The sequence below is a fragment of the Thermoanaerobacter sp. X514 genome (assembly GCF_000019065.1).
Lineage (GTDB): Bacteria > Bacillota > Thermoanaerobacteria > Thermoanaerobacterales > Thermoanaerobacteraceae > Thermoanaerobacter > Thermoanaerobacter pseudethanolicus.
In genome coordinates this window covers 67,698-89,894 of the sequence record NC_010320.1, presented here as the reverse complement: position 1 = coordinate 89,894, position 22,197 = coordinate 67,698, and the positions used below count along the sequence as shown (strand labels likewise).

General features: G+C 32.8%; 25 protein-coding genes and 1 other annotated feature (1 of these 26 cut by a window edge). Of the genes, 6 read left to right on the top strand and 19 right to left on the bottom strand.

Features of this window, described 5'->3' with window-relative positions; translation table 11 throughout:
- Nucleotides 1-50: 50 nt before the first annotated feature.
- The 11 genes from rpmE to rsxC form a co-directional block, all read right to left on the bottom strand.
- Entirely contained in the window at nt 51-260 is a 210-nt protein-coding gene (gene rpmE, locus TETH514_RS00470) for a 50S ribosomal protein L31 (RefSeq protein ID WP_003867319.1), read from the bottom strand.
- 62 nt (nt 261-322) lie between these two features.
- A complete protein-coding gene (gene rho, locus TETH514_RS00465; protein ID WP_009051987.1) occupies nt 323-1,849 on the bottom strand; it encodes a transcription termination factor Rho in 1,527 nt (508 codons plus the stop codon).
- A 306-nt stretch (nt 1,850-2,155) separates the two neighbouring features.
- Complete coding sequence (locus TETH514_RS00460) at nt 2,156-3,007, bottom strand: class II fructose-1,6-bisphosphate aldolase (protein ID WP_003867321.1); 852 nt, start codon at nt 3,005-3,007, stop codon at nt 2,156-2,158.
- Nucleotides 3,008-3,131: 124 nt separating this feature from the next.
- Nucleotides 3,132-3,482 carry a response regulator gene (locus tag TETH514_RS00455; RefSeq protein WP_003867322.1) on the bottom strand — a complete coding sequence of 117 codons (351 nt, stop codon included), beginning with the start codon at nt 3,480-3,482 and terminating at the stop codon, nt 3,132-3,134.
- Nucleotides 3,483-3,733: 251 nt separating this feature from the next.
- Nucleotides 3,734-4,114 carry a NusG domain II-containing protein gene (locus TETH514_RS00450; RefSeq protein WP_038016313.1) on the bottom strand — a complete coding sequence of 127 codons (381 nt, stop codon included), beginning with the start codon at nt 4,112-4,114 and terminating at the stop codon, nt 3,734-3,736.
- Nucleotides 4,115-4,234: 120 nt separating this feature from the next.
- Nucleotides 4,235-5,050: an RnfABCDGE type electron transport complex subunit B gene (locus TETH514_RS00445; RefSeq protein ID WP_003867324.1), complete on the bottom strand. Its 816-nt coding sequence runs from the start codon at nt 5,048-5,050 to the stop codon at nt 4,235-4,237.
- Between the two features lie 11 nt (nt 5,051-5,061).
- Nucleotides 5,062-5,634, bottom strand: coding sequence for an electron transport complex subunit RsxA (gene rsxA, locus TETH514_RS00440; RefSeq protein ID WP_003867325.1), 573 nt, complete (start codon nt 5,632-5,634; stop codon nt 5,062-5,064).
- Nucleotides 5,609-6,259 carry an electron transport complex subunit RsxE gene (gene rsxE, locus TETH514_RS00435; RefSeq protein WP_003867326.1) on the bottom strand — a complete coding sequence of 217 codons (651 nt, stop codon included), beginning with the start codon at nt 6,257-6,259 and terminating at the stop codon, nt 5,609-5,611. Before rsxE ends, rsxA begins: the two co-directional genes overlap by 26 nt.
- Before the next feature lie 22 nt (nt 6,260-6,281).
- Nucleotides 6,282-6,863: an RnfABCDGE type electron transport complex subunit G gene (locus TETH514_RS00430; RefSeq protein ID WP_003867327.1), complete on the bottom strand. Its 582-nt coding sequence runs from the start codon at nt 6,861-6,863 to the stop codon at nt 6,282-6,284.
- Nucleotides 6,864-7,871, bottom strand: a complete 1,008-nt coding sequence (locus TETH514_RS00425) for an RnfABCDGE type electron transport complex subunit D (protein WP_009051988.1) — start codon at nt 7,869-7,871, stop codon at nt 6,864-6,866.
- A 15-nt stretch (nt 7,872-7,886) separates the two neighbouring features.
- A complete protein-coding gene (rsxC, locus tag TETH514_RS00420; RefSeq protein WP_009051989.1) occupies nt 7,887-9,218 on the bottom strand; it encodes an electron transport complex subunit RsxC in 1,332 nt (443 codons plus the stop codon).
- A 286-nt stretch (nt 9,219-9,504) separates the two neighbouring features.
- Between rsxC and TETH514_RS12660 the strand changes: the two genes are divergently transcribed.
- Nucleotides 9,505-9,660, top strand: coding sequence for a hypothetical protein (locus TETH514_RS12660; RefSeq protein ID WP_003867330.1), 156 nt, complete (start codon nt 9,505-9,507; stop codon nt 9,658-9,660).
- 6 nt (nt 9,661-9,666) lie between these two features.
- Here TETH514_RS12660 and TETH514_RS00415 read toward each other — a convergent pair whose 3' ends face one another.
- Both TETH514_RS00415 and TETH514_RS00410 read right to left on the bottom strand, forming a co-directional pair.
- The gene (locus TETH514_RS00415; protein WP_003867331.1) at nt 9,667-11,139 is read right to left on the bottom strand and encodes an AAA family ATPase; all 1,473 of its coding nucleotides are present in this window, start codon (nt 11,137-11,139) and stop codon (nt 9,667-9,669) included.
- On the bottom strand, nt 11,140-11,658 hold the full coding sequence (locus TETH514_RS00410; protein WP_009051990.1) for a hypothetical protein: 519 nt from the start codon (nt 11,656-11,658) through the stop codon (nt 11,140-11,142).
- 140 nt (nt 11,659-11,798) lie between these two features.
- On the opposite strand from TETH514_RS00410, the gene TETH514_RS00405 reads away from it, so the two are divergent.
- Nucleotides 11,799-12,155, top strand: a complete 357-nt coding sequence (locus TETH514_RS00405; protein ID WP_003867333.1) for a hypothetical protein — start codon at nt 11,799-11,801, stop codon at nt 12,153-12,155.
- Between the two features lie 23 nt (nt 12,156-12,178).
- Here the strand turns inward: TETH514_RS00405 and TETH514_RS00400 are convergent, their stop codons facing one another.
- The gene (locus TETH514_RS00400) at nt 12,179-13,291 is read right to left on the bottom strand and encodes an Mrp/NBP35 family ATP-binding protein (protein WP_003867334.1); all 1,113 of its coding nucleotides are present in this window, start codon (nt 13,289-13,291) and stop codon (nt 12,179-12,181) included.
- 60 nt (nt 13,292-13,351) lie between these two features.
- Here TETH514_RS00400 and sigI point away from each other — a divergent pair, with 60 nt between their 5' ends.
- The 4 genes from sigI (at nt 13,352) to TETH514_RS00380 (ending at nt 16,129) form a co-directional block, all read left to right on the top strand.
- Nucleotides 13,352-14,008: an RNA polymerase sigma factor SigI gene (gene sigI, locus TETH514_RS00395; RefSeq protein WP_009051992.1), complete on the top strand. Its 657-nt coding sequence runs from the start codon at nt 13,352-13,354 to the stop codon at nt 14,006-14,008.
- Complete coding sequence (locus TETH514_RS00390; protein WP_009051993.1) at nt 14,005-14,997, top strand: anti-sigma factor domain-containing protein; 993 nt, start codon at nt 14,005-14,007, stop codon at nt 14,995-14,997. Before sigI ends, TETH514_RS00390 begins: the two co-directional genes overlap by 4 nt.
- Nucleotides 14,998-15,169: 172 nt before the next feature.
- Nucleotides 15,170-15,757, top strand: coding sequence for a protease complex subunit PrcB family protein (locus TETH514_RS00385; RefSeq protein ID WP_009051994.1), 588 nt, complete (start codon nt 15,170-15,172; stop codon nt 15,755-15,757).
- A gap of 135 nt (nt 15,758-15,892) precedes the next feature.
- The gene (locus TETH514_RS00380; protein ID WP_003867338.1) at nt 15,893-16,129 is read left to right on the top strand and encodes an HPr family phosphocarrier protein; all 237 of its coding nucleotides are present in this window, start codon (nt 15,893-15,895) and stop codon (nt 16,127-16,129) included.
- 39 nt (nt 16,130-16,168) lie between these two features.
- Here the strand turns inward: TETH514_RS00380 and TETH514_RS00375 are convergent, their stop codons facing one another.
- The 5 genes from TETH514_RS00375 to metG form a co-directional block, all read right to left on the bottom strand.
- On the bottom strand, nt 16,169-17,227 hold the full coding sequence (locus TETH514_RS00375) for a hypothetical protein (RefSeq protein ID WP_009051995.1): 1,059 nt from the start codon (nt 17,225-17,227) through the stop codon (nt 16,169-16,171).
- A gap of 69 nt (nt 17,228-17,296) precedes the next feature.
- The gene (gene rsmA / locus TETH514_RS00370) at nt 17,297-18,118 is read right to left on the bottom strand and encodes a 16S rRNA (adenine(1518)-N(6)/adenine(1519)-N(6))-dimethyltransferase RsmA (RefSeq protein ID WP_009051996.1); all 822 of its coding nucleotides are present in this window, start codon (nt 18,116-18,118) and stop codon (nt 17,297-17,299) included.
- 36 nt (nt 18,119-18,154) lie between these two features.
- Nucleotides 18,155-19,186 carry a ubiquitin-like domain-containing protein gene (locus TETH514_RS00365; RefSeq protein WP_009051997.1) on the bottom strand — a complete coding sequence of 344 codons (1,032 nt, stop codon included), beginning with the start codon at nt 19,184-19,186 and terminating at the stop codon, nt 18,155-18,157.
- 185 nt (nt 19,187-19,371) lie between these two features.
- The gene (locus TETH514_RS00360) at nt 19,372-20,139 is read right to left on the bottom strand and encodes a TatD family hydrolase (protein WP_003867342.1); all 768 of its coding nucleotides are present in this window, start codon (nt 20,137-20,139) and stop codon (nt 19,372-19,374) included.
- A gap of 12 nt (nt 20,140-20,151) precedes the next feature.
- Nucleotides 20,152-22,095 (bottom strand): methionine--tRNA ligase, encoded by a 1,944-nt coding sequence (metG, locus tag TETH514_RS00355; protein WP_083758910.1) that lies wholly within the window; start codon nt 22,093-22,095, stop codon nt 20,152-20,154.
- Nucleotides 22,094-22,197, bottom strand: a binding site (T-box leader) (it continues 128 nt past the right edge of the window). Its footprint overlaps the gene before it by 2 nt.

Sequence of the window (22,197 nt, the reverse complement as noted above, 5' to 3'; positions counted from 1 at the left end):
TGTCAAATTAAAAACAAAAGGTTAGAGTCTTCACCACTCTAACCCCCAAATTATTTTTCCTCTAAATTAAATCTCTTTCTAAATCTCTCGACTCTTCCACCTGTATCTACAATCTTCTGCTGGCCTGTAAAGAAAGGATGGCATTTGGAACATATTTCTACTCTAATTTCTTTCTTTGTAGAACCTGTTATAAAAGTATTTCCACATGCACACCTTACAACCGCATCATGATAATAGGTAGGATGTATATTCGGTTTCACAGCTTTCACCTCTTTCAACCAAAACTCATACGGAGAAATTATAACACAAGTTATACACAATATCAAGATTTATATAATTGTGCTCTTATCATATTTATAAACTCCGCATTAGATTTAGTTCGTATTAATTTTTCAATTAACATCTCTGTAACCTCTGCAGGCGGTAAATTTGACATGGCTTTCCTTAATATCCACATGGCCTCCAATTCTTCTTTAGTAAGCAGCAATTCTTCTTTTCTTGTACCCGATTTGTATATATCAATAGCAGGGAATATCCTTCTTTCTTGTAATTTTCTGTCAAGGTGAAGTTCCATATTGCCCGTTCCCTTAAATTCTTCAAATATAACTTCATCCATGCGGCTTCCCGTTTCAATCAAAGCAGTAGCAAGGATAGTTAAACTTCCACCCTCTTCTATATTCCTGGCTGCTCCAAAAAATCTTTTCGGAGGATGTAATGCAGAAGGGTCAATGCCACCAGAAAGAGTTCTTCCTGAAGGAGGTGTAATAAGGTTATAAGCTCTCGCTAACCTAGTAATACTATCTAAAAGAATCACCACATCCTTTTTATACTCCACAAGTCTTTTAGCGTGCTCTAATACCATTTCAGCCACTTTAGTATGGTGTTCTGGGAGTTCATCAAAAGTAGAATATACTACTTCTCCTTTTATAGAACGTTTCATGTCAGTTACTTCTTCAGGGCGTTCATCAATTAAAAGCACAATGAGAATAACTTCTGGATGGTTTTGTGAAATGCTATTGGCAATTTGCTTAAGTAAAGTGGTTTTTCCTGCTTTTGGCGGTGCAACAATCATACCCCTTTGCCCTTTACCTATAGGAGCAATGATATCTACCAATCTCATGGAAAATTCTGTAGGTGAAGTCTCTAATCTCAATTTCTCATTTGGGAAAATAGGAGTTAATTCATCAAAGGGAATCCTTTTTTTAGCATTTTCGGGATCTTCACCATTTATAGATTCCACATAAAGAATTGCAGAATATTTTTCCCCTTCTCTAGGAATCCTTGTAATACCTCTTACTTTGTCGCCAACTTTTAAGCCAAAACGCCTTATTTGCGATTGAGAAATATATATATCTTTAGGCCCTTGAACAAAGTTTTCTACTCTTAAAAATCCGTAACCATCTGGCAAAATATCAAGAATGCCTTCTGCCACTACATCTCCTTGTGTCTGTATAAGTTCTTTCAATGGATCAGAAAGTTCTTTAGCAATTGGCAAGATGTCTTTTGAAGGCTTTGATTGAGCTTGTAATCCATTTGCGCTATTTTCAGTACTAATAGACTTTGCATATCCATTTTTCGATATGTTAGAATTTGTATTTGAAGTATCGTCTGTATTTTTCCCTACCCTACTTTCTTGTAATTCTTGTGTTGGCCCCTCATTTAAACCTTCCTCTTTTCTGTTATCCTCTTGAATTAAATTTTCTCCATTTAATTGACTAACTTTTTCCAAAATTTTTTCTCTCAGCTCTTGTTTTCTGTATTTCGTAATACTTTTAATGCCTAACTCTTTTGCAATTTCTCTCAGTTCCATCAAACTCAAATTTCCCAAAGTATTAATATCAAAATGCAAATGTACACCTCCCAAAAGTAGAATTTTAACAAACTAAGTCCTCATTACCTCATTTTTAAAAAAGTATAAGAGGGAACTTACCTGGAGGATAAAAATGAGAATTTCTGCGCAACACACTTCTCGCAAAGGATACTTATTAAAAACACAAAAAGAAAATGCTAAAAGAAATGAATACGTATAATCTTATTCTATTTTATTTATATTTTTTTGGAATGTCAAGTAGTTATTTTCAGTCCCAAATTTATAATTGACAATTTGTAAAAATTTATACATAAAAAATAAAAAGCGGTGAAACCCCGCTTTAAATTATGCTCTTCCTGCTGCTCCAAATAAAATCATTTTTTGCTTAATTACTTCTTTCATCGCATCTTTACACGGACCTAAAATTTTTCTTGGGTCGTATACTTCACTATCTTTTTCTAATAAATCTCTTAGTCTTCGTGCAAAAGCTTGTCTTATATCCGTATCTATGTTTATCTTATTTATGCCAAGGCTTACAGCCTTCTTTATAGCCTCTTCAGGAACTCCTGAAGCTCCATGTAAAACTAAAGGAATATTGAGCATTTCTTTTATTTTTTTAAGTCTATCAAAGTCCAGCTTAGGTTCTCCTTTGTAAGGTCCATGAGCTGTCCCAATAGCTATAGCTAAATAATCTACTCCTGTTTCTTTTGCGAATTTTAAAGCTTCTTCTGGGTCTGTCATAGCCGCTTCTCTTTCATCTACTGTGATATTATCCTCTGTACCACCAATTTTTCCGATTTCAGCTTCAACAGAAACTCCCATTCCGTGAGCAATTTGCACCACAGTTTTCGTCACTTTTATATTTTCTTCGAGTGGCAATTTTGATGCATCCATCATTACAGAAGTCCAACCATTTCTCAAGCATTTCATGACCGTATTGAAATCTGTACCATGGTCAAGGTGAAGGGCAATTGGAACTGACGCTTTTTCCGCCATTGTCCTGACAATCGCTGAAATCGTCTCAATACCAGCGTATTTCAATCCTCCCTCACTGACTTGTATTATGACTGGTGATTTAGTCTCTTCTGCTGCTTCCACAATGGCTTGAGTAATTTCTAAATTACTGGTGTTAAAAGCTCCAACTGCATATCCTTCTTTATGGGCCTTTTCCAATATCTCTATACCTGTCACTAACATTTCTAACAACTCCTTTATTATAACTGTTTTCAAAATACTACCTAATATTATGTAACTTTACTTTTTCATTATAGCATTTGTTTAAAGCTAGCTCAAGAAAAATATAAAAAGGTACAAACGTACCTTATACAAACATTTCTTGCTTTAGACTATCATAAACTAAATTTTTTAGTGTTATTATGTCAAAAGGTTTAGAGATAAAAGGAAACTCCGTAAAAGGCTCTTGTGGCTCATCTGCTGACATTATAATACCTTTCATGTTTGGATGAATATTCTTAACTTTTTTGATGATTTTTAGCATATCTTTTGCCATGTGTAAATCAAACAATCCTACATCAGGTCTAAATTTTTCTATCTCTTTGTCAAAATGGCTAATATCACTGTAAGTTCTCACTTCATGGCCATCCATCGTGAAAATTTCTTCTATTAAACTACAGATTCCCTTATTATCGTCTAAAACTAAAATTTTACTCATTTTATGCCACCTTTTACACCCATAAATCTTTCTTTAACACACACAATAATTAATATTCTACAAAAAAATAAATATTCCTCTTTTTAAATCAAAAATTTATTAAAAAATTTATGAATTAGCAATTTCTATTGCTTTATCTACAATTTTGTCGTCAATCTCTAACTCTAATAAATCTAAATTTTTCCTTACATGTTCGGGATTTTTCGTTCCTAAAAGCACTGAATAGATGCAATATTTTTATTCGTTCCCTTCTAGTAACTGATACCATCTATTTCCATTTCCTTCTCCCCTCCTTTTATTTCAACAACTAATCTATTGGGCAAACATACAATAGCCTCTCCAACTCGTGAAATATAGCCTTGTTTAACACACAATTGATCAGGACAATCCGCCTCAATTACTCTCACTTTATCCTCTCCAATTTCAAGTAAATTATAACCATATTCTGTCTTTATTGGTATTGTTTTTCCCACTAAACTACTATCAAATTTTATTCTCTTTACCTCTTTCCCATCTACTTGTATACTTATATACTTTTCTTCGTAACTAGAAACTGATTTATTTATAAATATAAGTGATATAACACTGATAATTACAATAGTAATTATTAAAAATTTGTCACCTTTTGTCACTTTTTTCACTCCTTGAAACAAGTTTATTTCTACAAACGTCATACTTAGTTTACCATTTATATTTTTTATTTACAAAATAATTATAAAAGAATAAAAAAGAGCCTAATTAAAGGCTCTAAATTATTGTACTTTCTTCCTTACCTGTTCTAGACTCGAAAATATGGTACCTGTAGGACATTTTTCAGCACAAATTCCACAATTAGTACATTTTTCATAGTTAATCTTTGCTAGATAATTTTCAAAAGTAATTGCATTTTCAGGGCAACTTTTAACACATATTTGACATCCAATACATCCAACGCTACAATTGCTTCTAACTACCTTACCCGGATCATTACTCTTACATTTTATTATCACTTCTTGGTCATAGGGTACAAGCTCAATTATTCCTTTAGGACAAACTTCTATACAAGCTTTGCAAGCCACACATTTTTCTTTATCTATAACAGCAACTCCATTAATAATTTGAATTGCACCATAATCACAAACATCCACACAAGTACCACAACCTAAACAGCCGTATGAGCAAGATTTGCTTCCTCCAGCTAATATATTTTGAGCCCTACAATCCCTTATACCATAATAGAGATATTTATCTTTTGCTTTATTACGATCTCCTTGGCATAATACAGTTGCTACTTTTCTTTCTACTTCTACAGCGTCGACTCCCATTATATTTGCCACTTTTTTTGCTACAGAATTTCCCCCAACACTACAAGCATTTACTGGAGCTTTCCCCTCTACAATTGCATTAGCATAGGCATCACAACCGGGATATCCACAAGCCCCACAGTTTGCACCTGGTAAAACTTCTCTTATCTTTTTTACTTTTGGATTTATCTCCACAGCAAAAATCTTAGATGCTAAAGAAAGACTTGATCCAAATAAAAATCCTAAACCGCCTAATACTACTATTGCATACAATATACCATCCATTTTATTACCTCCTAAACAAGCCCATTAAATCCTAAAAACGCTATGGATATAAGACCTGCAGTTATTAATGTTATTGGAACACCTTCTAAAGCCTTTGGAACATCTATTATTTCAAGCTTCTCTCTTATTCCAGCCATAAGCAACAATGCAATAGCAAAACCAATAGATGCTCCTAGGGCATTAAAAATCGTTTCAAATAATGTATAGCCTTCTTGAATATTCAATATAGCTACTCCTAGTACTATGCAGTTAGTAGTTATCAATGGAAGATATATACCTAATGCACTATATAGATTTGGACTAGTTTTTTTAAGAAATATTTCAACAAATTGTACTAAAGAAGCTATAACAAGTATAAAAACTATAGTTTGCAAATATTCTAAATTTAGTGGAACTAATATAGCATGATGTATTATATAAGTTATAACTGACGATAGTGTAATTACAAAAGTTACAGCCATACCCATTCCAGTAGCTGTTTCTGTTTTATTAGATACACCTAAGAAGGGACATATCCCTAAAAAACGGGCAAAAACATAATTGTTGACAAATATCGTATTAATCAATATTATAAATATATTCATCTAAAACTTCCTCCCTTACACCAGTCTCAGAAGCTTCTTTTCTCTTTCTAACATAATTAAAAATCCCAATTAATATCCCAAGTACAATAAACGCTCCTGGTGGCATTATAAAAATTAGTGCTGGTTCAAAACTTGCTCCAAACAACTGTATTCCAAACAAACTACCTGAACCTAATATTTCTCTTATGCTTCCTAATATTAATACTGCTAAAGTGTATCCTGCTCCCATACCTAGACCATCCACTATGGAGGGCAACAAACTATTTTTGGAAGCAAAAGCTTCTGCTCTACCTAAAATTATACAGTTAACAACTATTAAAGGAATAAAAATTCCCAGTGCGTTGTACAGATCAGGAGTATAAGCCTTCATAAACATTTCCACAACAGTAACAAAAGTTGCAATAACTACAATAAAAGCTGGAATACGAATTTTATCTGGTATAACTTTTCTTAATAAGGAAACAACTAAATTTGATCCAACTAATACAGCCGTTACAGCTAATCCCATAGCCAAACCGTTAATTGCTGAAGTAGTTACAGCTAAAACTGAACACATACCTAGTGCCTGGACAAATATGGGGTTCTCCTTGACTAGACCATTATAAAAAACTTTGGATAACTTCATTCTTTACACCTCCACGATTTAACTAATTAGCCAATTTTGAATTATATATTTCCCGAACCATATTTACACCGCTGACTATTGCATTAGACGTTATAGTTGCACCAGTAAGAGCTTGTATCTCATTATCAGCTTTAGGAGGATGCTTAACAACGACTAACTTGCCAGCTACAGATTTACCTTTAAAAGAATCAGTGAAGAAGCTCTTAGTTGCATTTGCTCCAAGTCCTGGAGTTTCTCTGTGATTCAAGATTTTGATACCTGTAATATATCCTTTTTTAGATATACCAACCATGAATTGAATTTCTCCACCATAACCATTAGAAGTAATTTTAAATACATATCCAACAAGAGATGAATTTGCATCATAACCCTCACTAATTTCTAATACATTTTGATTAGAACCGGCAACCTCTTTTAATCGCTTTTCATCTAATGCAACAAAATTTTTTGCTTCTTGTAATACCTCTTGTTTTGCTGCATTATTAGCAATTTTTTCTATTTCTGCTATCTTTTCTGAAGTAACTGCATTCGAAACTCCTAATATTACTCCAGCAACAGCAGTTATCAAAAGTAAAATTAAACCTATTTTTGTTATTTCCTTCATCTATTTCACCTTCCCAAATACATTAGGTTTAGTAAATTTCTCAATTAATGGAGTCGCAACATTCATCAATAGTATTGAATAAGATACTCCTTCTGGATAAGCTCCTTTAACTCTAATTATTGCTGTTAATATACCTGCTCCAACTGCAAATATAATTCTACCTAAAGGAGTTACTGGCGAGGAAGAATAATCTGTAGCCATATAAAAAGCACCAAGTATTAATCCACCGCCTAATATATGATATGGTAATAATTTAGGTTCAACTCCTAATAATAATAACATAATAAAGGTTGTCCCTATGTAAAATACTGGTATTTTCCAATCTATAACTTTCCTTATTATCAAATAAACAGCACCTATTAACAGCAATAATGCAGAAGTTTCTCCAATAACTCCAGGAATATTACCTATAAACATATCCCTCAATGTTGGAAGTTCAGCTCCTGTACCGTACTTCATTATGGATAATGGTGTAGCTGATGTGACTACGTCCGGTCTAGTGCCCATTATGGATAATGGTGTAGCTGATGTGACTACGTCCGGTCTAGTGCCAGTATAGTTTGTCATGTGAACTGGCCATGAAGTCATCAACATTGCTCTCGCTGCTAATGCTGGATTCATAAAATTCGCACCTAAACCACCAAAAAGTTGTTTTACTACTATTATTGCAAAAGCAGAGCCTATTACTGGTAGCCACCACGGGGCACTGGCTGGTAAATTAAACGCGATTAATATACCGGTTATTGCAGCAGAAAAATCTGTTATAGTAATAGGTTTTTTAAATAATTTCTGAATTAGTGCTTCGAATAAAACAGATGAGGCTACTGAAATTAATATCAATTTTAAAGCATTTAAACCAAACAAGTATACACTTCCTATAATAGCCGGTGTAAGAGCTATTACCACATCTAACATTATCCTCTGTACCGATTCATTAGATCTTATATGAGGAGATGAAGAAACTAACAACTTATTCTCTAAAACGACTTCTTGCACTTTAGATGCCATTTTATATCCTCCTATCTATTTTGATTTCTTTTTAGCAATTATTTCTCTTTTTGCTAGTCTTATAGATTCTGCCAAAGGTCTTTTAGCAGGACATATATAAGAACATGATCCACATTCAACACAATCAAGAGCATTGTATTCTTCTGCCTTATCAAAGTTTTTCTTGAGAGAATAACTACTTATATACAATGGTAGTAAGTTTACAGGACATACTTCAACACATTTACCACATTTAATACATGGTTGTACTTGTTCTGGTCTTGCTTCCTTTTTTGTCAATATCAATATTCCACCAGTTCCCTTTATAATCGGTACATCTAGAGAATGCTGAGCTATTCCCATCATAGGCCCACCACTGATAATCTTGCCTGGTGAGTCTTCAGTAAATCCCCCACACTGTTCTATCAAATCTTTAAGAGGCGTTCCTATTTTAACAAGGAGATTTTTTGGTTGTTTAATTCCATGGCCTGTAATCGTAGTTACTCTTTCATATAAAGGTTTACCTTCTAATATCGCATCAGCCACCGCTTTAGTAGTAGCGGCATTGACTACTATAACTCCTACGTCCATTGGCAATCCGCCAGATGGTACAATTCGTCCTAATATAGCATTAATTAATCTTTTCTCATCCCCTTGAGGATATTTAACTTTTAAAGTTGCTATTTGAATGTTTTTCTCATCTTTGCTTGCTTCTCTTAAAGCCAATATGGCATCAGGTTTGTTTTTTTCTACTCCAATAATTCCTCTTTCTACTCCTACTGCTTTCATAATTGCTTTTAAACCAAATACTATCTTTTCAGGATATTCAACCATCAATCTATGGTCTGTTGTTAAATAAGGTTCACACTCTGCTCCATTTACAAGAATAGTATCGATTTTTTTGTCAGAAGGAGGCGATAATTTAACATGAGTTGGGAATCCAGCTCCTCCCATTCCTGTAATACCAGCCTCTCTAATTATCTCAATAATTTCTTTAGGAGATAAATCTTCCAGGCTTCCTTTTGGTTTTACAGACTCGTCTAGCTCATTCTTTCCATCTGATTCTATAATTACACATTTAACCCTTTGACCAGTAGGTATAAACATAGTCGTAATGTCTTTAACTATGCCCGAGACAGATGAATGTACCGGAGCAGATACAAATGCATCAGATTGCCCAATCTTTTGACCTACTTTTACAGTATCTCCTACTTTCACTAAAGGTTCACAAGGTGCTCCAACATGTTGATGCAATGGAATATAAACTACATCCGGTTCCTTTGCTCTTTCTATAGGAAGCCCCTCAGTTAAATCCTTATGATGTGGTACATTTACCCCACCCTTAAAAGTGAGATTTTCTAACTTCATTCTTTTTTCACCTCTTTTTTATTATCCTTTTGTGTAGCTAATATATGAATAATATTCATATATTAAAATATATTAAAAATGAAAAAATGTTGAGTATTATTTGGCTCTAGAATATATTTTATAATATTTTATTTAATATAACAAGAAAATAAATTTTATAAAATCAGGTTCTATAAATAAAAATGTTAGAGGGTAAAAATCCCCCATAAAAAATAACGTACTTATTCTGAATGCCTGCTATAATAAAATTGGTTAAAACAAAATTTATTAAAAGGAGGCATCAGAAGTGCATACCAATTATATCACAAAATTTCTAAAAGCTGAAGATATAATTTTTGAGGACATAATAGAAACGACAATTATATATTTCAGTTTAAAAATAAAAGGCAGGCATTCAGAAAAATACCCACCCCAACTTTTGACAAAGAACCAACAATTTTAAATCGGCTCAGAGCTTCACTGCACTTATGAGCTCCCTTAACTTCTCCCCTGATATAGTCTCTTCTTTCCTTAAAATATTTGCGATTTCTTCTAAATGTTCAAGTTTTTCCTCCAACATTTTTTGAACTTTTTCTTCCTCCTCTTTAATGATTTTATTTACTTCCTCATTGACTTTCTCTTTAGGAACATCTTCTCTACTGACTATACCCAAACCAGACAAACCAGTATATACCATTTTTTTTGCAATATGAACTGCTTGTTCAAAATCATTGACAGAGCCTGTACTTCTATTACCTAAAACCAAAAGTTCTGCTACCGTTCCCCCAAGAGCTACCATTATGTCCTTCTCTAATTGTTCTTTAGTATAAATAAGGGTATCCTCTTTATCAAACTGTCTTACAAACCCAAGAGCTTTTCCTCTTGGAACAATAGTGACTGTTGCAACAGAGCCTGGATTTACTATTTCACTTATTATAGCATGCCCTGCTTCGTGTACAGAAACTCTAAATATTTCTTCTTCTGCCGGTTTTTTGTCACTTTTTTCTCCCAGTATAACCTTATCCACCGCTTCTACAAAATGCTTTTGCAAAATAACATCGGAATTGTCTCTCATCGCAAGAATTGCCGCTTCGTTGCAAAGGCTCTCCAAATGTGCTCCTGAAAATCCAAAGGTATTTTCAGCTATAGCCTCAAGATTGACATCTTCACCTAAAGGCTTGTTTTTAGTGTGAATTTTGAGAATTTGCAGTCTTCCACTTTTATCAGGCAAGTCCACTACAACTTGTCTGTCAAACCTGCCAGGACGCAAAAGAGCTGGATCTAATAAATCTGGTCTGTTTGTTGCAGCAATTACTAAAATATTTATTTCTCCATCACTTTTAATCCCATCCATTTCCACCAGCAGTTGATTGAGGGTTTGATCATACTCGTGATGACTTTCATTAGTACCTCTTTTAGCACCTAATATGTCAATTTCGTCTATGAATATTATTGCACTATTTTTGTTCTCTTTTCTAGCAAGATTTCTTGCTGTTTCAAAAAGATTTCTAACTCTTTGTGCACCTACTCCTGCATACATTTCTATAAATTCACTACCTGAAGTCGCTATAAAACTCGAATTTGTATATTTTGCAGCTGCTTTAGCTAATAAAGTTTTACCAGTTCCAGGAGGTCCTGTCAGTAATATGCCCTTGATAGGTCGTATACCCATTTTAGATAATTTCTCTTTATTTATTACAAAATCTAGTGCCTCTTTTAGCTCCGAAATAGCAGTTTTTTGTCCTCCGATGTCCTCAAAGGATATTTCTGACTCGGGCTTTATAATATTTTTGCTTCCTGGTATTAACCCTTTATTTTCTATAATATAATTAAGAAGCAAAAAAACACCTGCTAAAAAGAGTAAAGGAGTAACATTTATACCTAGTAAAGCTGCAAATATCGCAAAAGCAATAACTACTCCTAATAAGATTTCTTTGACCATCTAGCTTTCCCCCTTGTAAATCTCACGCGGTATTATTTTATATAAATAATGAGACCCATCTCTTAAATCTAAATAAATGTTTTGCTTATCAATATATACATAAGATCTTACACTATTTTTACTTGAAATCTCTCTTATTGTATCATACATCTTCATATAATCGCCTTTTTGTATACCTTCGTAAATTGAAAACTGAGAGTTATAATAAACATTATTTAACTTCTCATTAGAATTGTCAATAAGTAAAATATTTATTTTAACAGGGTATTTATTTACTTTGTTTTCTATTTCTTTATAAGTTTCCATTAAATTTTCTACTTCTCCTAATCTAACTTTCATAATATACCCATTGGTATCAGTTGAAATTGTTACCATTTTGACAAATTTAACTGTACTTACATCTTTTGAAATCTTATCGGGCAAAATTTTATTTTGATACAATTGAAAGCCGGCAAATAAAAATCCAAAAACTACTACAAAAGTTATCAAAACAATCTGCCATTTTATTCCCTTGAGCAAAACTCTCACTCCTTGTTTATGATATACTGTATTATATCATATAATATATATCGAGTACAATATTAAAAATTTTGTTTTGCCATTCAGAAGGAGTATAATTAATTATAGAAGATACGTAAAAAATAAGGAGGCAAATTTGTATGAGAATAGCTGCTACAATAACAGCGGAAGGCTATATTGAAAAACTTCCCGACGGGCCATATATAATTATTTTTGATACACAAAAAGAAAATACTGAAAAGTACGATAATCCGGGATACTTTCTAAAAGAAGGAAGAAGAAGTGCTATTGTAGATTTTCTCCTTGACAAAAAAACCGATGTAGTAATAACTGTGCCTGAAGCTTTTTGCAGTCTTTCTTATGGAAAGGCAAAACAAAAAGGGCTAAAATTTATACGTCTTGAGAAAAGTTTGCCTTATGAAGAAGTTATACAAAACCTCTCAAAATATGTTGAAAATTTAACTGATACAATTCCTGAAGACGAACTTGCAAAATAAAAAAGCCTCACAAAGAGGCTTTTTTATTTGATAGGCCTTACTTTCTCCACAACTTTTTCTGCCAGCTCAATGTACGGTAATCCCTCAGGTCCATCATCAAGAGCAGGTGGTATACCTACATCGCTTAATTCTCTGACTTTAACCGTTATTGGAATCTTTACAAGTATTTCTGTTCCTAAATCTTGCGCTAATTTTTCTGTTTCCCCTTCACCAAAAATATTATACCTTTGGTGACAGTTAGGGCATTCAAAATATGACATGTTTTCCACAATACCTATAATTTCTAAATTAACTTTTTTAGCCATATAGCCAATTCTTCCAGCTACGTGAGATGCTGAAGCTTGTGGAGTTGTCACAAGCACAAATTTTGACTCAGGCAATTTTTGCATCACTGTAAGAGGTATATCTCCTGTCCCTGGTGGTAAATCCAATACTAAATAATCTAATTCTCCCCAATACACATCATTGAAAAACTGATCAAGCACTCCTGACAAAAGTGGACCTCTCCATATTAAAGGCGTATCTTCGTCAGCAAAATTACCCATCGAAATCACTTTTATCCCGAATCTTTCTAATGGCAAAATAGTGTGCTCATCCAATGCATAAGGTCTTTCATCCACAATACCCAAAAGCCTTGGAACACTAAATCCCAACACATCCGCATCCAAAAGCCCTACTTTAAAGCCTAATCTAGCAAGAGCTACAGCTAAATTAACTGCAACAGTTGATTTACCTACTCCACCTTTTCCACTACCTACTACTATTACTCTCGTATTTTCAAATATAGGTTTCCTGCCACCGCTAAGCTTTCTTGCCAAATTTTGTCGTTCTTCTTCTGTCATGCTACCTAAATTTACTATTACTTCTGAAACTCCTTCAAGTTTGGATACTTCCTTTATAGCATCTTTTTTAATAGTATCTTGAAGAGGGCAACCTTTCACAGTAAGGTTTATGTCAATTGTAACTTTATCCCCTTCTATATGAATATTTTTCACCATATCGAGGTCAACTATACTTCTTCCTATTTCTGGGTCATATACCTTTCTTAGAGCGTTTAACACTTGTTCTTTTGTAACCAATTCTATACCTCCTGTTGGTATTTTTTTGTTGACATTTATATTATAATATATAATCATTATTAATAGAATACCCGCAAAAAATTTTGTCGATGCGAATAATATAGTGGGGTGGTTAAGTTGGATATAAACGACAGAGTATACGCAGCCAAAAAAGATCCCTCCGAAAGAGAAAAATTAATTCAAGAATATACCCCCTTTGTCATAAAACAATTGTCTTTATTTACAAATAGATATATAGATGAAAGAAATAGCAACGAATTAAGCATAGGCCTTATAGCTTTTAACGAAGCTATAGACAGTTTTGATAACACAAAAGGTCCCTTCTTAAGCTTTTCAAGTTTGCTCATTAAAAGGCGACTTATAGATTTTTTACGGCAAAATCAGCAAAATACTATTCCTTTAGAACTATATGTAGAAAAAGGCACTGATTATGAGGCAGAAAATAGAAAATTAGAAATGATTTCTTTTGTAAACTTGCTAAGTCTTTACAATATAACTTTAGATGATTTAGTTAAGCAATCCCCCAAACACTCAGACACCAGAAAAATAGCTACAAAAATTGCTTATACAATTTGTAAAAACGAGAAATTACTAGAATATTTAAAAAACAGAAAGAATCTTCCTATAAAAGATTTAATAAGTATTTTAAAAGTAAGCCGCAAGACTATAGAAAAACATAGAAAATACATAATAGCGTTAGTAATAATTATTTCTGAAGACTTACCTCTTCTAAAACAATACATAAGCCCAGAAAGTGAGGTGGCAAAAATATGAAGGCTGTTGTAGTTCAAAAAGAAAAAAATAAAACTTATGTAATGACTGAAAAAGGAGAATTTAAGTGCTTGAAAAATTTGCAAAATGTAGATATAGGTGAAACTATCGAACTTAACGAAAATTTTGTAGCTTTTAAGCCTATTGCTAAAATTTTAATAGCTGCTTCTATTCTTCTCGCATTAATATTTACTATTATCAATTTTAAATCAGCAGAAGTTTACGCTTATGTGTATATAGATATAAATCCAAGCATTGAAGTTTTAATAGACAAAAATGGAAAAATAATAAGTGCCAATCCTATAAATGAAGATGGAAAAAAAATCTTAAAAAATCTCTCTTATAAAGGCCTTGACATTACAACGTTTATAAATCAAACAGTTGAAGAATCGCAAAAATTAGGGTTTTTAAAAGAAGATGATGCAGTAATAATTACTACTGTTCCTATTAAAAATTCACCAATTATAAATGAACAAATACAAAAAGCTATTAATAATATTAAAAAGATAAATACTAATGTTCAAATAGAAACTTTAAAATCCAATGAAACTCAAAGAGAGGAAGCTAAAAAAGAAAAAGTCTCTCCTGGAAGACTTATTATATGGCAAAAAGCCAAAGAAGAAGGAATAGAGATACCGAAAGATAAATTAAACAATTCAGAATCTTTTAAAGAATTACAACAAGCTTATACTAAAAAAATAAAAGAAAAAGAAATAGAAATGAAAAATTTCAATCCTCCTAATAAAGAAGATGAAAAAAATTATGATAATAAAAATAAAAGTAGTAACTCATCTGAAATAAAAAACAAAAGCAACAATGAAAAAATTAAAGGTGAGAATTCTGATAATTTCAGCGATTTCAACCAACAAAAAGAAGATGAATCTGAAAATTCTTCTAAAAAAGAATCAACAACAAAAGTAGAATCCCCTTATTGTAACTCTAAGAATGCTGATAAAGAAATAAAAGATGGGTATAATGAAAATCAAAATTAAAAAGAAAAGGAGGTAAAATGCTATATTCAAAAAAATTGATATATTAATAATTCTTTTTGTTATACTATTGTTTACCGCAGCCTGTTCCAAAATATCTTCTTTAAAAAACTTACAGTCTAACAAAGAATTTTCTTTTAATTTTAATGATAAAAAAATTATTGCTACTATTTTTATGGTAAATAACAACACTATAACCGTAGAAATTGATAACAAGTTAAAAAAATATAATTTACTAAAAAATGTACCTGTATATCTCGAAAGCGAAAATATTGGAAAAGAATGTTTGCAAACCGGCCAGTTAGTTAAATTAACATTGAATTCTAAAAATAGCATAACAAAAATTGAGATTCTAAATAATAAAAGTGAAAAGGAAGTGATTCAAATAGAATTAAAAAAGGTTACAAATCCTTCTCAAAAAATAATGTCAATTGTTGAATCTATTAAAAGCAAGCCTACGGTAAAACTAATAGACGAAAATGGAGTATATTATATAATTGCAACCCGCGGTATGACGCGAACAGGCGGATATATCGTAATTATACAAAAGGCCCAAATAATAAAGACATCAAAGGATGCCATATTAGAAGTTGAAGTAAAATATATAGATCCTTCTCCTGATGCAATTGTGACACAAGCTATCACTTATCCATATGACATAAAAAGTTTTACTTATGATGGTAAAATTACACAAATAAGTGTTAAAACAGATAAAAATATAAATGTTTCTGTTGATATTGATTTAGCCTCAGATGTTAAGTAAAATCCCTCATTGGAGGGATTTTACTTTTGAAAACAATTACTAAAATAAGCATAAAATTTTTGTGAAAAAAGCTAATTGATAAAAGTCCACAAATCATATACGATAAAGTTAAATCCATAAAAGGGGGAATTATCCGTGAAAGAAATAAAAGTAAAATTAACTACAATTGAAAGTGTCAAAAATTTTGTAGAAAAAACTTCAAAATATCCTTTTGACATAGACGTGACTTCTGGTCGTTATGTAATAGACGCAAAATCAATAATGGGCCTTTTTAGCCTTAATTTAGAAAATGTCCTTACAGTAATACCTCACACAACTGATGAAGAAAGCTTGAAAAAATTAGAAGAAGATTTAAAAGAATTCATAGTATAATAGTATAAAAATAAAAGCGTAGAGACTACGCTTTTATTTTTATATCAAAGGCGGTGGAGTTGGTTCTATAGGCACAGCAATTTGTCCTGTCTTTGCATCAATATGCAAAATCCAATATCCCTCATCCCTCGCGCCTCTTAAATTTTCTTTAACTGGCTTCCAAACTACAAACCCTGTCATACCACCAAAAGGCTGGTCTGCAAGAGTAAAAAATCCTGGCATTCCATATACAATATATTTTAATTCACCCTTTTCATTATTTACAAATCCCACAAGATAATGGTCAAAACCTCCCTCCCTATAACCCGTTTTAACTTTCCACCATCTATAACCTTCAAAATTTTTTTCAAAGGGCTCTACTTCTTCTAAAAAACTCACTATATTGTTAACATACTCTCTTAAATATTTTATATATCCTTCCTCTACTTCTTCCTCAAACTTAAAAGAAGTTTCAGGTTGTTGTGTATAAGAAGAATCTGTCAATGCATCAGAAGTTTCTTCAGATGCAGGAGTTTCAGATTGATCTTCCAAAATATTTTGTGAAGTTGCATCTTTTTCAGTTTCATTTTCCGCACTTTCATAGTCTTGGAGTATCGCAGTTTCAGTTTCTTCTTGATTAATTTCTCTATCATTCTTATCACTCTTCTCTGCTGGTGTTTCTTCTTCTTCTTTTGCCTTTGATAGATATTTTTTATAAGCAGCCTTCCAGTTTGTAGTTTTTTTATTTATAACAGATGCTAAAGGTATTAAAGTTTTTATTCCATCATAGGCTTCTATAAATGCTACAGAAAATTCCTCCCAACTAATTCCCGAATCTTTTACATCCTCTACATTGAACGTCCATTCTCCTCCACCACGTCCTTTATCATCTACTTTTATTGCTCCAAAATCCACAACAGTAACTTCTCCCTCGCCTTTTAGCAATTTCACATTATAGGAATACATGGGATTAAGATTTTGCAAAGCCGCTGTTATTCTTCCTCTGCTTCCTCTAAACTCCACTTTTAAATAGCCTGTCACTTCTTTTCCTTCAATAGAACATCCCTTGTCTTCTTGATTAAAGACAATATAAAACCTTTTATATATATTTATTGGCATTTATTCTTCCCCCTCATTTATCTTAAATATAACTTTGCAATATATATTATGAAAAGAGGGGGATTATTATTACTGCTTTGTCAAATCATAAATAACATTTGCCAAAGCAGTAAACTCCTCTATGCTAAGAGTTTCTCCTCTCCTTTGATGGGATAAATTTGAAAGAGTAAAAGCTTTATCTATAATTTCTTTTGGAAGCCCTAAAGTTTTTAAAGCATTGGACAAGACTTTTCTCCTTTGTCCAAAAGCAGCTTTTACCACGTTAGAAAATAACGCTTCATCTTTTACCTCAACTAAAGGTTTATCAAGTATCTCTAATTTAACCAGAGAAGAATCTACCTTAGGTGGAGGAACAAAAACACTTGGTGGAAGATTAAAAAGTATCTTAGGCTTTGCTTTAAAATTTATAAAAACTGTAAGTATCCCATAGTCCTTAGTACCCGGCAGAGCACAAATTCTTTCAGCAACTTCTTTTTGCACTAGCACAGTTATTTCTTTTACAAATTTACACTCTAAAAGCATCATTATTATAGGAGAAGTTATGTAATAGGGAAGATTAGCAACCACTTTAAAAGGCTTCCCTTCAAAATATTCATTAGCTATTCTATTTAAATCTGCTTTCATTATATCCTCATTCATGATAATCACATTGTTATAAATGTTAAGTTTTTCTTTTGTTGCTTCATAAAGTTCTCTGTCAATTTCAAAAGAAACTACCTTTTTAACCCTTTTAGCTAGTTCTTCTGTCAAAGTCCCTAATCCTGTTCCAATTTCTAATACAAAATCTTCAAGAGCAACTCCCGAAGCAATCACAATTTTTGCTAAAATATTTTTGTCAAATATGAAATTTTGTCCCCATTTTTTCTTTACATTAACCCCTTTTACTTTCATAGCTCCACCTCAAAAAATAAGACAGGGAAACCCTGTCTACTTTAAAATATAAACTTTAACGTATCTTCTTCCCCATCTCATTACTTCTTCACGGGTTGGAAAATAGACATCAATTTTATTACCTTTTATAGCTCCACCTGTATCTGCAGCAATTCCAAAGCCATACCCTTCTACGTACAACTTCGTTCCCAAAGGTATAACTCTGGGGTCTACAGCTATTACTCCCCTTGTAGCTTTTATACCAGTAGCTGTTATTCCATAATCTGGATCACCAGGTTTTTTACCAGTGCTTCCTTCACTACTGTCATAAGCTGTAGCTACCATAGTTCTAACTTCTCTATACCTAAAAGTCTCCCCTCTTGAAGTAGTAAAAATTCCTAATGTTCCCACATGCACAATTTGGTTAATTGGATTTTTTATTATCTTTTCTTCTATTATATTTTTTGCTACCTCTTTGCCGTTTTCATAAGTAACTTTCATCACAATTTGTTTTTTCCCAACTTCTCCTTGTTGAACTACTCTTACTTGCCCTCTTTCCATATTGTCATTCTTTACTGTCTCTGTTTGATATGGTATATCTACTTCTTGAGTAACAATTTTTTCTGTTACTTTTGTAACATCGATGTACATGTACTTAAAAACAGGCGTATCTAAACTCATATTTACTTTGTCTTGTGGTCCTAAAGTTATACTATTTTGTTGAAGTACTTCTTTTACATTAGATGCAGCAGTGTAAATATCTTTTGCTTTTCCACCCACACAGATAGTGATAGGAACTGCTCTTTTGATAGTCACCTTCATGCCATTTTTTAAAGAAGTGTCTAAAGAAGGCGTTACTACATCTTCTTTTTTTAGTTTAATTCCTTTCTCTTCTAACAAATCTTTAACTGTTGATTTAAATGTTGTAACAACTATTTTTTTATCTTCATCCTGAAGGGTTATTTCCTTTTTTAAGCTTGCGTATGTTCCAACTCCGACAATCAATAGGAATACGGCAGCCAATGTTAGAAGAGCAACTGGTTTTTTAAATATTTCACCAAGTCGCTTTCTAAAATCGTCTGTATCCATCCCATAACCTCCTGTTAAAAATTTAATTTAGGGGAGTCGTAAGTAATTTTAATCCAATTAATTTGATTTGTCAAACTTTTATACACAATTTTTCATTTATGGTGAAATTAAACTTAATGATATTATACGCATTTTTTTGACTTTTGATACCTCCCCTAAAAACAGGAAGTTGTTTTTTAATATTTTTATTTGGGAAGGATGTCAAAAAGTTTTATGGCATTTTCAGCAGTAATCCTACAAACCTCCTCATAAGACATCTCTCTTAATTCTGCAATTTTTTCTGCTACAAATTTCACATACACCGGTGTATTCCTTTTCCCTCTATAAGGCTCAGGAGTAAGATAAGGGCTATCTGTTTCAATTAAAAGTTTTTCGATGGGAACAGCTTTTACTACTTCTTTTGGCTTTTTTGCATTTTTAAATGTCACAGGTCCCCCTAAAGAAATGTAAAAGTTCATTTCAATTGCTTGAAAAGCCATTTCAACACTTCCTGAATAACTATGAAAAACCCCTCTTAAATCTTTCGTCCATTCTTGTTTTAATATATCTAGTATATCTCCATGAGCATCCCTATCGTGTATTATTATTGGAAGATTAAGCTTTTTTGCAAGCCTTATTTGCTTTATGAAGACCTCTTTTTGAAACTCTTTAGGAGGGTCATTGTAATAATAATCTAAACCTATTTCTCCTATTGCTACAACCTTTTCCTGCAAAGCCAACCTCTCTATTTCTTCCACTTTGTCAAATTCCTTTTGTGCATCATGAGGATGAATTCCAACAGAAGCGTATATAAAGTCATAGTTGTGAGCTAGCTTAATAGACTGTTTAGAAGTTAAGATATTAGACCCCACATTTATTAAAAATGTGAGATCTTTTTTGCATTCTTCAATAACTTCTTCTCTATCTTTATCGTATTTCTCATCTTCAAGATGAGCGTGAGAATCCACCAACAATTTTATCACTCCTTAGCTTATCTTTGCCCCACTTTCTATATCCCTGTCTACCGTAAGAAGAGACATTTTTCCTTCGGTAGATGCTGCCAAAAGCATTCCTTGAGATTCAATACCCTTTAGTTTCTTTGGCTCCAGATTATATACAATAATTATTTTCTTTCCTACAAGCTCTTTAGGAGCATAATGGCGACCAATTCCTCCCACAATTTGTCTTATTTCTTCTCCCACTTTAAGCTTCATCTTTATAAGTTTGTCAGAACCTTCCACTCTTTCTGCTTCTAAAATTTCAGCTACTCTCAACTGAATTTTTGCAAACTCTTCAATAGTGATGTAATCTATCTTTTTCTCTTCCTTTGCTTTTTCTTCTATAGCAACCAGTTCCTTCTTTACATCTATCCTTGGGAATATAATTTCTCCCCTTTTCACCTTTGTGCCTTCCTTTAACAGGCCAAATTTTAAGCTTTCCCAAGTAGTTAAATTCTCTTCTACTCCTAACTGCTCGAAGATTTTTTTTGGAGTATTGGGCATAAAAGGAGATATAAGTACTGCAATAAACCTCAAAGCTTCCGTCAAATTATATAAAACTGTACCTAATCTTTCCTTTTTGCTTTCATCTTTAGCTAAAACCCAAGGCATCGTTTCATCGATATATTTATTCGCTCGTCTTACCAATTTCCATATTTCAATTAAAGCGTTGGAAAACTGAAGTTTATCCATATACTCCTCAACGGTTTTCGGCAGATTCTGTGCAGTAGTTATAAGGTCATCATCTACCTCTTCTTTTTGTGAAGGTTTTGGCAGAATGCCTCCAAAGTATTTTTCAATCATTGTAACAGTCCTACTCAGCAAGTTTCCAAGGTCATTAGCAAGGTCTGAATTTATTCTATTTATTAAAGCTTCGTTAGAAAACACTCCATCCGCCCCAAAAGGAACTTCTCTCAAAAGAAAATATCTTACAGCATCTACACCATATTTACTAACTAACTCTTTAGGGTCTACTACATTACCTTTAGATTTTGACATCTTGCCTCCTTCCAGTATAAGCCAACCGTGTCCAAACACTTTTTTAGGAAGAGGCAAGTCAAGAGCCATAAGCATTGCTGGCCATATTATTGTGTGGAACCTCATTATCTCTTTTCCAACCAAATGAACATCTGCTGGCCAGTATTTTTTAAAATCGTCGTCATGGTCTGTAGAATATCCTAAGGCAGTTATGTAATTTGACAAAGCATCTATCCAAACATAAATCACATGTTTTGGGTCAAAAGGTACCTTTATACCCCAGTCAAACGAACTCCTTGAAACAAATAAATCCTCCAAACCTGATTTTATAAAGTTTATCATCTCATTGCGTCTTGACTCTGGCTGTATAAAATCAGGATGTTCATCGTAATATTGTAACAGCCTATCCCCATATTTAGACAATCTAAAGAAATACCCTTCTTCTTTTACCCTTTCTACTTGTCTACCACAGTCTGGGCATTTCCCATCTACAAGCTGGCTCTCAGTCCAGAAAGATTCACAAGGAGTACAGTACCATCCTTCATATTTGCTCTTGTATATATCTCCTTTTTCATATAATTTCGTGAATATTTTTTGTACTATTTCCTCATGATATTTATCAGTTGTGCGAATAAATTGGTCATAACTTATATCCATTATCTTCCATAAATCTTTTATCCATTCAACTATCCCATCTACATATTCTTTAGGAGACATCCCTTTTTCTCTGGCTATTCTTTGAATTTTTTGCCCATGTTCATCAGTACCAGTCAAAAACTTGACATCGTATCCGGTAAGCCTTTTAAATCTTGCCATCGCATCTGCAGCAACAGTAGTATATGAATGACCAATATGTAATTTATCACTGGGATAATAGATAGGTGTCGTAATGTAAAAAGTCTTTTTCATATCCATCCTCCTCTTTTTTTGTAAATAAAAAACTCGCCTCCACATAAGGGGCGAGATTGTCGCGGTACCACCCTTCTTCGCATACACCTCACGACGCATGCCTCACAGAGTGCTAACACACTCTTACTCTATAACGGGAGTTCCCGG

Bases quoted from the DNA above. Each gene is read 5' to 3' on its own strand.
- rsxE (WP_003867326.1), bottom strand. From the start codon at position 6,259: ATGAAGTTATCCAAAGTTTTTTATAATGGTCTAGTCAAGGAGAACCCC.
- TETH514_RS00405 (WP_003867333.1), top strand. From the start codon at position 11,799: ATGAGAATAGCTGCTACAATAACAGCGGAAGGCTATATTGAAAAACTT.
- metG (WP_083758910.1), bottom strand. From the start codon at position 22,095: ATGTGGAGGCGAGTTTTTTATTTACAAAAAAAGAGGAGGATGGATATG.
- TETH514_RS00455 (WP_003867322.1), bottom strand. From the start codon at position 3,482: ATGAGTAAAATTTTAGTTTTAGACGATAATAAGGGAATCTGTAGTTTA.
- TETH514_RS00390 (WP_009051993.1), top strand. From the start codon at position 14,005: ATGAAGGCTGTTGTAGTTCAAAAAGAAAAAAATAAAACTTATGTAATG.
- rsxC (WP_009051989.1), bottom strand. From the start codon at position 9,218: ATGAAGTTAGAAAATCTCACTTTTAAGGGTGGGGTAAATGTACCACAT.
- TETH514_RS00430 (WP_003867327.1), bottom strand. From the start codon at position 6,863: ATGAAGGAAATAACAAAAATAGGTTTAATTTTACTTTTGATAACTGCT.
- TETH514_RS00425 (WP_009051988.1), bottom strand. From the start codon at position 7,871: ATGGCATCTAAAGTGCAAGAAGTCGTTTTAGAGAATAAGTTGTTAGTT.
- TETH514_RS00415 (WP_003867331.1), bottom strand. From the start codon at position 11,139: ATGGTCAAAGAAATCTTATTAGGAGTAGTTATTGCTTTTGCGATATTT.
- rsmA (WP_009051996.1), bottom strand. From the start codon at position 18,118: ATGAAAGTAAAAGGGGTTAATGTAAAGAAAAAATGGGGACAAAATTTC.
- TETH514_RS00365 (WP_009051997.1), bottom strand. From the start codon at position 19,186: ATGGATACAGACGATTTTAGAAAGCGACTTGGTGAAATATTTAAAAAA.
- TETH514_RS00375 (WP_009051995.1), bottom strand. From the start codon at position 17,227: ATGCCAATAAATATATATAAAAGGTTTTATATTGTCTTTAATCAAGAA.
- rsxA (WP_003867325.1), bottom strand. From the start codon at position 5,634: ATGAATATATTTATAATATTGATTAATACGATATTTGTCAACAATTAT.
- TETH514_RS00460 (WP_003867321.1), bottom strand. From the start codon at position 3,007: ATGTTAGTGACAGGTATAGAGATATTGGAAAAGGCCCATAAAGAAGGA.
- TETH514_RS00400 (WP_003867334.1), bottom strand. From the start codon at position 13,291: ATGATTATATATTATAATATAAATGTCAACAAAAAAATACCAACAGGA.
- TETH514_RS00385 (WP_009051994.1), top strand. From the start codon at position 15,170: ATGGTAAATAACAACACTATAACCGTAGAAATTGATAACAAGTTAAAA.
- TETH514_RS00445 (WP_003867324.1), bottom strand. From the start codon at position 5,050: ATGGATGGTATATTGTATGCAATAGTAGTATTAGGCGGTTTAGGATTT.